Raw genomic sequence first — 14,467 nt, forward strand, 5'->3', positions numbered from 1 at the left:
CCCCGACGCCGCTCAGCCGACCTGAGCGAAATGGGCAGAGAGCTCGTCCGCGGCTTCGCGCAGCAGCGGCACCGCGCGCTCCCCGAAGTCCCAATCGACCCGGGACACGGGACCGGAGACCGAGATGGCCGTCGGCGTCGGCGCCTCGGGAAGGGCCATGGAGAAGCAGCGCACGCCTACCTCCTGCTCCTCGTCATCGATCGCGTACCCCCGTTCGCGGATCTTCTCGAGGTCCGCGAGCAGGTCCTCCATGGTGCCCAGGCTCTTCTTCGTCGGCGTCGGCATGCCCATCGACGAAACGATCGAGACCACCTGGGACTCGGGCAGCGTGGCGAGAATGGCCTTCCCGACGCCGGTGTCGTGCGCGTGGGCCCGGCGCCCGACCTCGGTGAACGTCCTCATCGATTGCGAGGACTGCGCCTGGCCGACGTAGACGACCATGTGACCGTCCAGCATCGCCATATTGGCGGACTCACCGAGCTGGTCGACGATCCTCCTGAGAACGGGTTGCGCGTAGGCACCCAGTTGCAGACTCGCCGTGTATCCGAGCCGTATCAGGCCCGGCCCCAGGGCGTAGCTCCTGTTGGGAAGCTGCCGCACGTACCCCAGGAAAACCAAAGTCCTGAGCAACCTGTGGATCGTGGGCAGGGGCAACTCGGATTTGGCGGCCAGCTCGCTCAGCGAGCTCTCTCCGCCGGACGCCGTAATGATGTTGAGCAGATCGAAGACGCGCTCGACGGATTGGACACCGCCCGTGGTCTTGCTTTCTGTCATGGATACTCCTTTGTATGGTCACCGCACGGTGGTGGTTCACTCCGGTCCAGCCCGGTCCAGCCCCGGCCCGGAATTTCTGGCGGTCCGCCGATCCCCCGGAATGGCTGGGTTCCGAGACCGGCAACCCGAGAATCATATTTCAAAAACTCTTGTCATGTGTTGCATACTACATTTAGAGTTCACTAAATGGAATTGTTTTTCCACAATACGGATTCTGCGGAGGGTGAGTCATCCCCCGCTTCACGGAAGGAAACATACCCCCATGCCTAATCCCAGCCCCGGATATTCCATGGTGCTGCGCATCGAGGCGCCCGCATCGTTCACGTCGACGAGTGAGATCACCACCGCGGCCTCGGGCGCCGGCGCCCAAGTGACGGCCCTCGACGTCGTGGAGTCCCACGCCGACAGCGTGATCGTGGACATCAGTTGCAACGTGTCCAACGCAGAACACCGGGACGAAGTCCTGGACGCGATCAACGCCCTCGACGGCGTCGCCGTCCACCACATCTCCGACCGGACCTTCCTGATCCACCTCGGCGGCAAGATCGAGGTCACTCCCCGAGTCTCCCTGCGGAACCGTGATGACTTGTCCCGCGCCTACACTCCCGGCGTCGCTCGCGTCTGCACCGCCATCCACGAGAATCCGGAAGACGCACGGCGTCTCACGATCAAGCGGAACACGGTCGCGGTGGTCACGGACGGAACCGCCGTTCTGGGCCTCGGCGACATCGGTCCCGCCGCCGCGCTCCCCGTCATGGAAGGCAAGGCGGCACTTTTCAAGGCTTTCGCCGAAGTCGATGCCTGGCCCGTCTGCCTCGATACGACGGACACGGAGGAAATCATCCGGACCGTCAAGGCACTCGCCCCGGTCTACGGCGGCGTGAACCTGGAGGACATCGCCGCGCCACGGTGCTTCGAGATCGAGGCCCGGTTGCGGGAAGAACTCGATATCCCGGTGTTCCACGACGATCAGCACGGCACGGCGATCGTCACGCTCGCCGCCCTCTACAACGCGTTGCGCGAGGTCGGGAAGAAGGTCGAGGACGTCAAGGTCGTCGTCTCAGGCGTCGGTGCCGCCGGCAACGCGATCGTGCAGCTTCTCCTGGCCAACGGTGTGGCCAACGTGATCGCCTGCTCTCGCCACGGAGCCATCCACGCCGGCGAGACCTATACGGACCCGCACCGTCAATGGCTCGCCGAGAACACCAACAAGAACGGTTTCAGCGGATCGCTCAAGGAAGCCGTCGAGGGAGCGGACGTCTTCATCGGCGTCTCGGCACCCAATCTGCTCTCCGGGGAGGACATCGCGACCATGGCCGAGGACGCCGTCGTCTTCGCCATGGCCAACCCGGACCCCGAGGTCGATCCCGTCGAGGCCGCCAAGCACGCCGCCGTGGTGGCCACCGGGCGCAGCGACTACCCGAATCAGATCAACAACGTCCTGGCCTTCCCGGGTCTCTTCCGCGGTCTGCTCGACGCCGGCGCGACCGACATCACCGAGGACATGTTGGTCGCCGCCGCGCAGGCCATCGCCGACTGCGTGGACGAAGAAGAACGGAATCCGAACTTCATCGTTCCGAGCGTCTTCGATCCCGCGGTCTCCCAGGCCGTCGCCGACGCCGTCGAGACGACCGCCCGCTCCCACTCGCGGCGCTGAAGACCAAGCGCAACAAACCACAGATCAGGAGGACATCATGACCATCTCCCACAGCACACCGGACAACCTTCCCGTTGCGGACGAGATCCTCACCGACGAGGCCCTCACCTTCGTCGAAGCCCTGCACCAGGAATTTGCCGACCGCCGCAACGAGCTCCTGGACCAGAGGGAGGTCCAGCGACGCAAGGCGGTGGAGCAGGGAGGCCTCGACTTCCTCCAGGAGACCCGGAGCGTGCGCGAGAGCGATTGGACGGTGGCCCCTGCCCCGGAGGCACTCCGTGACCGCAGGGTCGAGATGACGGGCCCGGCGTCCCCACCGAACATGGCCATCAACGCCCTGAATTCGGGCGCCAAGGTCTGGCTCGCGGACCTCGAGGACGCCGCGAGCCCGAGCTGGCACAACCAGATCGAATCCGTCGCCAACCTGCGCGACGCCGCCCGGGGATCCCTTCGGTACACGTCGGCCAAGGGCAAGGAATACGCGCTGCGCGAGGACGGGCCGCGGGCGGTCGTCGTCGTCAGGCCCCGCGGTTGGCACCTCCCCGAAAACAACATCACGGTCGACGGCAGAACCGGAATCGGTGCCCTGACAGACTTCGGGCTGCACTTCTTCCACACGGCCCAACAGTTGCTCGACAACGGCGAGGGCCCCTACTACTACCTGCCCAAGATGGAGTCCTACCTCGAGGCCCGCCTCTGGGACCACGTCTTCACCTTCGCCGAGAAGTATTTGGGTATCGACCACGGGACCATCCGGGCCACGGTGCTCATCGAGACCATTCCGGCAGCATTCCAGATGGACGAGATCCTCTACGAATTGCGCGACCACGCGTCAGGGTTGAATGCCGGACGGTGGGACTACCTGTTCTCGATCATCAAGTACTTCCGGGATGCCGGCGAGAAGTTCATCCTCGCCGATCGCTCCTCGGTGACCATGACCTCGCCCTTGATGCGGGCCTACACGGATCTGCTCGTGCAGACCTGCCACAAGCGCAACGCCTTTGCGATGGGCGGTATGGCGGCCTTCATTCCTTCGCGCAAGGATGAGGAGGTCAACCGTGCGGCCTTCGACAAGGTTCGCAGTGACAAGACTCGGGAAGCAGGCGACGGCTTCGACGGTTCGTGGGTCGCCCACCCGGACCTGGTTCCGGTGTGCAGGGAGGTCTTCGACGACGTGCTGGGTGATCGTCCCAACCAGGTCGACCGTCAACGACCGGATGTCGAGGTCACCGCGGACCAGCTGCTCGATGTTCCCTCCGCCGGGAACGCCCGCACGGAGGCGGAGATGAACGACAACCTGTACGTCGCGATCAAGTACATCGCCGTCTGGCTCTCCGGCAATGGCGCCGTCGCGATCCACAATTTGATGGAGGACGCGGCCACCGCGGAGATCTCACGGTCCCAGGTATGGCAGCAGATCAAGAACTCGGTGGTGTACTCCGACACCGGGAACACCGCGACGAGGGAACTCGTCTCGGACGCGCTCGACCGGCAGCTCGAGGTGCTCCGGGGAGAGATCGACGCCGAGAACTTCGAGAAGTGGTTCGTCCCGGCGGGCCGACTGATCGCTGACATGGTTCTGCGTGAGGACTACCCCGACTTCCTGACGCTGCCCGCATACCAGTTGATGGAGGGATCCGAGTGAACAGGCCCATTGCCGCGCAGGACGCGTCGGTCCGGGCCCAGGCCGGCACGAGCAGAGGAAGTCTGCCGGAAGAATTCGCTGCCCGAGCCGACCGGTTGCTCGCTGGCACGGACGCCGACCTCGAACGGTTCTTTCCGGGAGACACCGGCAGACGACAACCCGTCCACACGTGCTACGTACCCGCCGATCTGGTCAACGAACAGACGCCGTCCGAGTGGGGCCGGGCGGCCCTCGACGCCGCCGAGGCCGCCGGTGGCCTGGGCGTCCTGGCCGAGCTCGCCGAGATCGATCGCGAGGGTTCCGACGACGTCGTCGACCGCGTGGCCGAGAAACTGCGCACGGAACCCGTCGAAGACCTCCGCCTGGACCTCGAAGACGGCTTCGGGCTGCGCTCCGATGCGGAGGAGGACGACGCCGCCGTCGAAGCCGCACGCACCGTGGCCGCCTTTGCCCTCAATAGGCACCACGGGCTCTCCCCGGCTCCGGCCTGCGCGGGCATCCGGTTCAAGAGCTTCGAGGCGTCAACGCGCCGCCGGGGGCTCCGGTCCCTGGACCTGTTCCTCACCACGTTGGTGCGCGAGGGCGGTCTGGCCGAGGCGGGTGTCAGCGCGGACGGTCTTCCGCCCGGCCTGGTCCTGACCCTGCCCAAGGTTTCCGACACGGACCAGGTGCGGGTCATGGTCGAGGCCTGCCGCGCGCTCGAAGACGCCCTCGGCTTGCCGCTCGGTCGGCTCGCATTCGAGATCCAGATGGAAACGGCCCCGATGATCCTGGGACTGGACGGCACCTGCCCGATTCCTGCGATGCTCCGGGCCGCCGAAGGTCGAGTGTCCTCCCTGCATTACGGCACGTACGACTACTCGGCGTCGCTCGGGATCTCCGGGGAATTCCAGTCCCTGGAGCATCCGGCCGCCGACCACGCCAAGAACGTCATGCAGGTCGCGGTCGCCGGGACGGGCGTGCACCTGTCGGACGGTTCTACCAATCAGCTCCCCGTCGGGGACGCGGACCAGCGGTCGAGGACGTGGGCGCTGCACGCGCGACTGGTCCGCCGTTCCCTGCGTCGGGGCATCTATCAGGGTTGGGACCTGCACGCTCATCAGCTCGCGACTCGATACCTCGCGACGTATGACTTCTACCGACGTGCATTCCCCGATGCGGCCCGACGACTCGTGGCCTATTCAGGCCGTTCCGTTCCGGGCATCGAGGCCGCGGATGTGGCGGACGAGCCCGCCACGGCCCGTGCCCTGGCGGTATACGTGCACCGTGGGCTTCTCTGCGGGGCCGTGACCGAGGACGACCTGGCCCGCGCCGGACTGGATCGGCAGACCGTCCGGTCCGTGGCGGTGCCCGGGCCCGCAGCACCACCGACGACAGGAGAGACACCATGAGCGATCGCACCTATTGGGCCACCCACGGCGGCCATCCCCCGCAGACCGATCTGCTCACCGACCGTGCGCTCTTCCGCGAGGCCTATGCCGTCATCCCCCGCGGCACCCAGCGGGATATCGTGGCCTCGGTCCTGCCCTTTTGGGAACACACCCGCCTCTGGGTGCTCGCGCGCCCGCTGACCGGTTTCGCGGAGACCTTCTCCCAGTACATGGTCGAGGTTTCCCCGGGCGGGGGCTCGGACAGACCGGAAGAAGATCCGGACGCCGAAGCCGTCCTGTTCCTGCTCGAGGGCACGCTCGACCTGACCCTCGACGGACAGAGCCACCGGCTCACGGACGGAGGATACGCATTTCTTGCCCCGGGTGCCGACTGGTCGGTTCACAACCATGAGGAGTCACCCGCACGATTCATGTGGATCAGGAAAAGGTACCAGGAGGTCGCAGGGCTCGATCGCCCGGCGTCGTTCGTCACGAGCGACCGGGACATCGAGCCCACGCCCATGCCGGACACGGAGGGCCGATGGGCGACGACGCGCTTCGTCGACCCTGAGGACCTCCGGCACGACATGCACGTGACCGTGGTGACCTTCCAACCGGGCGGCATCATCCCCTTCGCGGAAACCCACGTGATGGAGCACGGCCTCTACGTCCTCGAAGGCCAGGCCGTCTATCGGCTCAACGAGGACTGGGTCGAGGTCCAGGAGGGCGACTTCATGTGGCTCAGAGCGTTCTGCCCTCAGGCCTGCTACGCCGGCGGGCCAAAACCATTCCGCTACCTGCTGTACAAGGACGTCAACCGCCACGCGCCACTCACCCTCGGGGGCCACGCCCGCGGCTGAGTCGGGGGGGGGTCTGGGGGCTGGGGGCTGGTGTGCGGCTGGGGGCTGGTGTGCAGCTGGGGCGGGGTGCGGCGGCGTCGTGGGGTCGGGCGTGCGTGCGTGCGGCCGGCGGCGTCGGCGTCGTACTTGCGGCCGGTTCGCGGTCGCGTGCCATTGATCGACGCCGGAGCCTGTTCGAGGATGCCAACGTGACATGCAGCAGTTTGCCCTAGTCAGCGGTCCACAGTGCGCCACCCGAGACGAGATGGACGGTTCCGGCCTTGCATCGCTCTGGCCAGGAGACCGCGCACTTGGGACCCCGGGGAGGTGCAACCCGCGGACTGCCTGTCCATGCAGCCTTTGGCGCTGCCCAAGTTCGGTCCCACGCGTGTTACGTGGCGGTTACCCGATTCGGCGCCGGTTAACCATCGGTGGAGGAGCTTGAACCCCCACCTAACACGGGGTCGAAGCCACCCAGTCGGGCAACCGCCACATAGCTGGAGCCCGCACGTCCCTGAGATCGGCGGTAACCCCCTCCAGGTGGCAATCCTGTGCGTCTTTACCCGCGAAGTGGCAGGTTTGTGCGATTTCGGGCCCAAATTCCGCACAAATCTGCCACCTCGCGCCAAGAACCGCACCAGATTGCCACCTCGCACCCGGGAGCCGTACGAAACTGCCGCCTCGGGCCCCGGCATGGTTGGTAACCCCTCCACGTGGCAATCCTGTGCGTCTTTACCCGCGAAGTGGCAGGTTTGTGCGGTTTCGGGGCAATTTTCCGCACAGGATTGCCACCTCGAGCCGGGAACCGCACCAGATTGCCACCTCGCGCCCGAGAGCCGCACGAAAATGCCACCTGGCCCCTCGATGTCTTCGGTGGCTCCCTCCACGCGGCAATCCCGTGCGTCTTTGACCGCGAAGTGGCAAATTTGTGCAGTTTCAGAGCAAATTTCCGCACAGGATTGCCACCTCACGACGACGGACGCACCAGATTGCCACCTCGCGCCCGACGTCCGCACGAAACTGCCACCTCGCACCCGATGTCGCCGGTAACCCCCGCCACGTGGCAATTCTGTGCGTCTTTACCCGCGAGGTGGCAGGTTTGTGCGGTTTCGGACCGAAATTCCGCACTAGATTGCCACCTCGCGCCCGGGAGCCGCACGAAACTGCCACCTCGCGGACGTTGACGCGCCCGAACCCTGCCGCGCCCCCGCGACCCCCGCACCCCACTCGCCCCACTCGCCCCCACGCAGCCCCCCGCGACCCACTCGACCCGCGCCGGCCACCGCCCGCCGGGCAGGGAGCGCCGGATTTGATGGTTGACGCACATCACAACCTCACCTAGTGTTTTCATACAACAGAAGTTCGCTTCCGCATCCCGAAATTTATAGAGGACGGGACACGCTACCGCACACAGGAGGAACACCGTGAGCTATACCGTCAACGCCTCGATCTTGCTGACAGACCGCCCCGTCAATGAGCGACCACAGGCCGTGGCGGACGCCGGGTTCACTCGAGCAGAGTTCTGGTGGCCGTTTCAGACGCCGACCCCGTCCGACGCCGAGATTGAGGATTTCGTGGGCGCCCTCGATGGCGCCGGCGTGCAGCTGACCGGATTGAACTTCTACGCGGGCGATATGCCCGGCGGGGAACGTGGGGTCCTCTCCCAGGAGTCGCGCTCGGAGGAATTCCGCGCCAACATCGACCCCGTTCTCAAGATCGCCCGCGCTACCGGTTGCAAGGCATTCAACGCGCTCTACGGCAATCGCGTGGACGGCGAGAACCCCGCGGCCCAGGACCGCTTGGCCGTCGAGAACCTGCGTCGCGCGGCAGACGCCGTGGCCGCAGCCGACGGCGTCGTCCTGGTCGAGCCGGTGTCGGGAACCGACGCCTACCCGTTGAAGACCGCGGCCGACGCCCTGGCCGTCATCGCCAAGGTCGACCGGGACAACGTCAAGCTGCTCGCCGACTTCTACCATTTGGCCGCCAACGGTGACGACGTCGCACGCGTCGTCGAAGACCACGCCGCCGAATTCGGCCACATCCAGATTGCGGACCACCCGGGCCGCAACGAGCCCGGGACGGGCGACCTTCCCCTCGAACAATGGATCACTCGTTCCGAGGAGCTGGGGTACCAGGGCGTGATCGGTCTCGAGTACAAGGCCTCGCAGGAGGACCCGTTCGCGTGGCTTCCCCGCGAACGCCGGTCCTGAACGCCCGGCTTGAACGCCCCCCAGCACTCAACTGCCCGAGCACTACCGAGAAAACGCAGCAAGAACTCAGAAGGAGAAGGACATGACCAGGATCGCAGTCATCGGATTGGGAATCATGGGACTGCCCATGGCAAAGAACCTCGTCGCGGCGGGCCACGACGTCGTCGGCTTCAACCGCTCACCGGAGAAGGCGCAGACGCTCGCCGAGGCCGGCGGAACCGCGGCCGATTCCGTGGCCGTCGCCGTCAAGGGCGCCGAGGCCATTATCACCATGGTCCCGGACTCCCCCGACGTCCGGGCCGTGGTCGAGGGCGACGACGGGGTCTTCGCGAACGCCGACAACGGTGCGCTCTGGATCGACGCCTCCACGATTCGACCCGACATCGCCGGCGAATTGGCTGACGCGGCACGCAATGCCGGGTTGCGTCCCTTGGATGCCCCGGTGTCCGGCGGCGAACAAGGCGCGGTCGACGGCGTCCTGTCCATCATGGTCGGTGGCGAGAACGCAGACTTCGAGGCCGCCAAGGACGTGTTGGACGTCGTCGGCTCCACGATCGTGCACGTCGGACCCTCCGGTTCGGGCCAGACCGTCAAGGCGGCCAACCAGCTCATCGTCGCGGGAAACATCGAACTCCTGGCCGAGGCGGTCGTGTTCCTCGAGGCCTATGGAGTCGACACCGACGCGGCGCTCAAGGTCCTCGGTGGCGGACTGGCCGGGTCCAAGGTTCTGGACCAGAAGGGCCAGAAGATGCTCGACCGCAATTTCGACCCCGGGTTCCGGCTCGCACTGCACAACAAGGACATGGGGATCGTCACTGCCGCAGCCCGGGAGGCCGGGGTGACCATTCCGCTGGGCGGTCTGGTGGCCCAGTTGATCTCGGCCCTCGTGGCCCGTGGCGACGGCGGCCTGGACCACTCCGGGCTGTTCAAACTGGCCCAGGACCTCTCCGGAACCGACCAGAAGTAGGGACGTCGAGCCCGCGATCGGACGCGGAGCGGACCCGAAGACAAGGAGAACATCATGAGCAAGATGCGCACAGTCGACGCCATCGTGGCGATCCTCGAGAAGGAAGGGGCGACCGAAGCCTTCGGCCTGCCCGGCGCCGCGATCAACCCGCTCTATTCGGCCATGAGAGCCCACGGCGGCATCCGCCACACGCTGGCCCGCCACGTCGAAGGGGCCTCGCACATGGCCGAGGGCTACACCAGGGCGGCTCCGGGCAACATCGGCGTCTGCATCGGCACGTCCGGGCCCGCCGGAACCGACATGATCACGGGCATGTATTCGGCCTCCGCCGACTCCATCCCGATCCTCTGCATCACGGGTCAGGCTCCGGTGGCGAAACTCCACAAGGAGGACTTCCAGGCCGTCGACATCTCGTCGATCGCCGAGCCTGTCACCAAGATGGCCATGACGGTCCTGGAGCCCGGCCAAATTCCGGGTGCCTTCCAGAAGGCCTTCTACCTCATGCGTTCCGGACGTCCAGGACCGGTTCTTCTGGACCTGCCACTCGATGTCCAGCAGGCGGAGATCGAGTTCGACATCGACCTGTACGAGCCGCTGGTGGTCCCGCGGCCCTCGGCGAGCCGTGCGCAAGCCGAAAAGGTCCTGGACATGCTGTTCTCTGCGGAGCGGCCCCTGATCGTGGCCGGCGGCGGCGTCATCAATGCGGACGCATCGGACAAGCTGGTCGAACTGGCGGAGCTGCTGAGTGTGCCCGTGGTCCCCACCCTGATGGGATGGGGCACCCTTCCGGACGATCATCCGCTCATGGCGGGGATGGTCGGCATTCAGACCTCGCACCGATACGCCAACGAGACGTTCCTCGAATCCGACTTCGTTCTGGGGATCGGAAACCGGTGGGCCAACCGCCACACCGGGTCGCTCGACAAGTACCGGGAAGGCCGGACGTTCGTGCACATTGACGTCGATCCGACCCAGATCGGTCGGGTCTTCTCCCCTGATCTGGGCATCGCCTCCGATGCGGGCGCGGCCCTCGACATGCTTCTCGAGGTCGCGCACGAGCGCAAGGAAGGCTTCTCGGTTCCGGACTTCGGCGTCTGGGCCAAGGAATGCGCGCACCGCAAGGGGCTCATGCAGCGCAAGACTCACTTCACCGAAACCCCGATCAAGCCCCAGAGGGTGTACGAGGAGATGAATTCGGTCTTCGGCGAGGACGTGACCTACGTTTCCACGATCGGTCTCTCACAGATCGCCGGCGCCCAGTTCATGCACGTGTACGGTCCGCGCCGGTGGATCAATGCCGGGCAGGCCGGCCCCTTGGGATGGACATGTCCAGCGGCCCTGGGTGTGGTCCGGGGGCAGCCGGGCCGTACCGTCGTCGCCCTGTCCGGGGACTACGACTTCCAGTTCATGATCGAGGAATTGGCGGTCGGGGCGCAGTTCAACCTTCCGTACGTGCACGTGGTCGTCAACAACTCGTACCTGGGGCTGATCCGTCAGTCGCAGCGGGGTTTCAAGATGGAGCAGGACGTCTCCCTGGCGTTCGACAACATCAATTCCCCGGAGACGCAAGGATACGGCGTCGACCACCTGAAGGTCGTCGAAGGGCTCGGCTGCAAGGCCATGCGCGTCACGGATCCGGAGAAACTCAACGAGACGCTGTCCTCGGCGAAGGCTCTGTCACAGGAGCACCAGGTGCCCGTGGTGGTCGAGGCGGTCCTGGAGAGGATCACGAACATCTCGATGGGCACCGAATTGGACAATGTGACGGAGTTCGAGGCCCTGGCCGAGTCCGGCGAGGACGCCCCGACCGCGATCTCGGTCATGGACTGACCACGGATCATCATCAATCACGGGACGTCGGGGCGGGCTCGCCTTGAGCACCCCGACGTCCCACTGCACCGAGTCTTGGGAGGCAGCAGTGCGCATTGTGGTCGCACCGGACAAGTTCAAGGGGTCTGTCACGGCCCGCGAAGCGGCCGAGCACATGGGCGAGGGCATGCGACAAGCCCTCCCCGACGCCGACGTCGTTCTTCTGCCCGTCGCCGACGGCGGCGAGGGCACGCTCGACGCCGCGGTCGAGGCCGGGTACGAGCGGCGCGAGATGTCCGTGACCGGCCCCGTCGGGCGCGCCGTGGACGCCGCATGGGCCCGGCGCGGAAACGAGGCCGTGATCGAGATGTCCCTCGCTTCGGGGCTCGCGGCCCTCCCGCAGGACGCACAGGGCGAGCCCGTACCGGCTCCCCTGGACGCCACGAGCCGCGGCACGGGAGAACTGGTGCGCGCCGCGCTGGACGCCGGATGCACCCGCATCGTTCTCGCCGTGGGCGGCAGCGCAACGACCGACGGCGGCGCCGGACTGCTGGCCGCGTTGGGGGCTCGGCTGTTGGACGCCGCAGGCCACGACCTCCCCGATGGTGGTGGTTCCCTGGCCGAGCTGGACAGGGTGGACGTCACGGGGATTCACCCGGGGGTCGCCGACGCCGAGTTCGTACTCGCGGCCGACGTCGACAACCCGCTCACCGGCCCCCGTGGAGCGGCGACCGTTTTCGGGCCCCAGAAGGGAGCCTCCGAGCGGGACATCGCCCGGCTCGAATCCGGCCTCCTCCGCCTGCGGGACGGGCTCGCCTCGACGCTCGGCAAATCCGCCCGGCGCGCCGCGGATGCCGCGGGAGCGGGTGCTGCGGGCGGCACGGGCTACGCCGCACTTGCCGTCCTCGGGGCTGTACGCCGACCCGGTATCGACGTCGTTCTCGACCTGGTGTCGTTGCGGGATGCCGTCCGGACTGCGGATCTGGTGGTCACGGGCGAGGGCAGCCTCGATGAGCAGAGCCTGGGCGGAAAGACACCTCTCGGGGTGCTCGCGGTCGGCGATGCGGCCGACGTGCCGGTCGTTGCCGTCTGCGGCAGGACCACGTTGCCCTGGCCTCTCCTGCGTGACACGGGGTTCCGGGCGGTGTACGTGCTGTCGGCGCTGGTCGACGAGCCGCACGCTGCGATGCGAGAGGCTCCTCGACTGCTTCGGGAGGTCGGCGGCTCCGTGGCTCGGGAGCACACGACCGACATGCCGTGGGCTTCGGGCAACTCTCCCGAGCCCGATCATTCGACCACGTCGCTGTGACGGGTATCATTCCCAGTCACGGAAGGAGACCATCATGAACGCCAAGAACGGTTCCAAGAATTCCGGTTCCACGGATCGCAACCCTTCCGGCCGCCGCGCCAAGGGTGCGTCGGGCGCGACCGCTTCAGGGCAGACCTCGGCCGAGGATTCTACGACGCAGACCTCGCGCGACTGGGCGGTCACGCCCGAGGACAACGCGAAGAAAGCGATGAGAACGGTGCGTTCGAAGGTCAAGGACTCCGCATCCTCGCCGGAGCCCGAGAACTCCCCTCACGCGACCGCACGGGAGAATTCCCAGAGGTCCGCGGCCGAAGACCGGCAGTCCCAGATGGAATCCGCGCGGGCCGAGCAGCTTCGCTTGGCCGAACGGGCCAACGACCCGGAGCGCATCCGCGAACTCATCAGCACCTACATCACGCGACACGGCTCCGGGGGCGAATCCGCGGACGCATCTGTGGAGGCTTCCGCCCGGGATACCGGGGTTGCCGCGGGCGACGCCGGGGCTTCGGGCCGCTCCACGGGTTTCGACCTCGTGGTCCGCGGCCGCCAGGTGTCCTGCGGCGACCATTTTGCCCCGCGCGAGGTGGCCGTCCGGGACGGGAAGATCGTGGCGATCGAACCGCTGGGCGCGAACCTCGAAGCCTCCGAGGTGGTGGACCTGGCCGACGACGAAACCCTGATTCCCGGCCTGGTGGACACGCACGTGCACGTCAACGAACCAGGTCGGACAGAGTGGGAAGGTTTCGCCAGCGCCACTCGGGCGGCCGCCGCGGGCGGTGTCACGACCATCGTGGACATGCCGTTGAATTCGGTTCCCGCCACCGTGAACGCCCCGGCCCTGGAGTACAAGCGGTTGTTCGCACGCAACAACGCGTTCGTGGACGTGGGATTCTGGGGCGGCGCGATTCCGGGGAATCAGAAGGATCTGCGGTCCCTTCACGACGACGGCGTCTTCGGGTTCAAATGCTTCCTGCTGCACTCCGGGGTGGATGAATTCCCGCACCTCGAGGCGGACGAGATGGAAGCGGACATGGCCGAAGTCAAGACCTTCGATTCGTTGATGATCGTCCATGCGGAAGACTCCCGCACCATCGACAAGGCCCCCAGTCCGAACGGGGACGTCTACGACAGGTTCCTGAAATCCCGGCCTCGTGGAGCGGAGAACATCGCGATCGCCGAGGTGATCGAAAGGACCCGGTGGACGGGCGCCCGATCCCACATCCTCCACGTTTCCTCCTCCGACGCACTGCCGATGATCGCCACGGCGAAGCGCGACGGCCTCGACATCACGGTCGAGACCTGCCCTCATTACCTGACGCTGTTGTCCGAGGAGATTCCCGACGGCGCGACGGCGTTCAAATGCTGCCCTCCCGTCCGCGAAGTCGACAACAGGGAGAAGCTCTGGGAGGGGCTGCTGGACGGAACCATCGACTTCATCGTCTCGGACCACTCCCCCTCGACGATCGAGCTCAAGGACCTGGGCAACGGGGACTTCGGCGTGGCCTGGGGCGGCGTCTCCTCACTGCAACTCGGCCTGTCCCTGATATGGACCGAAGCCCGACGCCGCGGCATACCGTTGGGCCGGGTCCTCGACTGGATGTCACGACGTCCCGCCGAACGCGTGGGTCTGCGCTCGAAGGGTCGTTTGTCCCTCGGATACGACGCCGACTTCGCAATCTTCGCCGCGGATGACAGCTTCGTGGTCGATGCCGCGCGGCTCAACCACAAGAACCCCATCACCCCTTATCAGGGCAAGGTTCTCTCCGGTAGGGTTCGCAAGACCTACGTCGGTGGCAAGCCCGTGGACTTCGAGACGCCCACGGGACGGTTGCTCGACCGGGGAACGGCCTGAGCACGCACTCTGGAACGCCAGGGGCGGCGTCGTCG

At 66.4% G+C, this 14,467-nt stretch carries 10 protein-coding genes; 9 read left to right on the forward strand and 1 reads right to left on the reverse strand.

The genetic code is table 11. The annotated features are described in order from the left end of the window. Window positions 1–12: 12 nt before the first annotated feature. Window positions 13–774, reverse strand: coding sequence for an IclR family transcriptional regulator (locus tag ACTSLZ_RS08830; RefSeq protein ID WP_129316449.1), 762 nt, complete (start codon window positions 772–774; stop codon window positions 13–15). A 262-nt stretch (window positions 775–1,036) separates the two neighbouring features. Between ACTSLZ_RS08830 and ACTSLZ_RS08835 the strand changes: the two genes are divergently transcribed. The 9 genes from ACTSLZ_RS08835 to allB all read left to right on the forward strand — a co-directional run bounded on the left by ACTSLZ_RS08835 (window position 1,037) and on the right by allB (window position 14,432). After that, the gene (locus ACTSLZ_RS08835) at window positions 1,037–2,431 is read left to right on the forward strand and encodes an NAD-dependent malic enzyme (protein WP_178979893.1); all 1,395 of its coding nucleotides are present in this window, start codon (window positions 1,037–1,039) and stop codon (window positions 2,429–2,431) included. A 37-nt stretch (window positions 2,432–2,468) separates the two neighbouring features. Next, window positions 2,469–4,076, forward strand: coding sequence for a malate synthase A (gene aceB, locus ACTSLZ_RS08840; RefSeq protein WP_443094755.1), 1,608 nt, complete (start codon window positions 2,469–2,471; stop codon window positions 4,074–4,076). Next, window positions 4,073–5,467 carry a DUF6986 family protein gene (locus tag ACTSLZ_RS08845; protein ID WP_443094756.1) on the forward strand — a complete coding sequence of 465 codons (1,395 nt, stop codon included), beginning with the start codon at window positions 4,073–4,075 and terminating at the stop codon, window positions 5,465–5,467. Before aceB ends, ACTSLZ_RS08845 begins: the two co-directional genes overlap by 4 nt. Beyond that, window positions 5,464–6,306, forward strand: a complete 843-nt coding sequence (locus ACTSLZ_RS08850; RefSeq protein WP_443094757.1) for a bifunctional allantoicase/(S)-ureidoglycine aminohydrolase — start codon at window positions 5,464–5,466, stop codon at window positions 6,304–6,306. The genes ACTSLZ_RS08845 and ACTSLZ_RS08850 overlap by 4 nt, the downstream gene beginning before the upstream one ends. A 1,403-nt stretch (window positions 6,307–7,709) precedes the next feature. Continuing rightward, a complete protein-coding gene (locus ACTSLZ_RS08855; protein WP_443094758.1) occupies window positions 7,710–8,495 on the forward strand; it encodes a hydroxypyruvate isomerase family protein in 786 nt (261 codons plus the stop codon). Window positions 8,496–8,526: 31 nt separating this feature from the next. After that, complete coding sequence (locus ACTSLZ_RS08860) at window positions 8,527–9,462, forward strand: 2-hydroxy-3-oxopropionate reductase (RefSeq protein WP_443096123.1); 936 nt, start codon at window positions 8,527–8,529, stop codon at window positions 9,460–9,462. Between the two features lie 54 nt (window positions 9,463–9,516). Further along, window positions 9,517–11,292: a glyoxylate carboligase gene (gene gcl, locus ACTSLZ_RS08865; protein WP_129316587.1), complete on the forward strand. Its 1,776-nt coding sequence runs from the start codon at window positions 9,517–9,519 to the stop codon at window positions 11,290–11,292. Between the two features lie 88 nt (window positions 11,293–11,380). Then, window positions 11,381–12,580, forward strand: coding sequence for a glycerate kinase (locus ACTSLZ_RS08870; RefSeq protein ID WP_443094759.1), 1,200 nt, complete (start codon window positions 11,381–11,383; stop codon window positions 12,578–12,580). A gap of 532 nt (window positions 12,581–13,112) precedes the next feature. Next, window positions 13,113–14,432 (forward strand): allantoinase AllB, encoded by a 1,320-nt coding sequence (gene allB / locus ACTSLZ_RS08875; RefSeq protein ID WP_178980702.1) that lies wholly within the window; start codon window positions 13,113–13,115, stop codon window positions 14,430–14,432. The last annotated feature ends 35 nt before the right edge of the window (window positions 14,433–14,467 follow it).

Source organism: Rothia koreensis, from assembly GCF_052232265.1.
Lineage (GTDB): Bacteria > Actinomycetota > Actinomycetes > Actinomycetales > Micrococcaceae > Rothia > Rothia koreensis.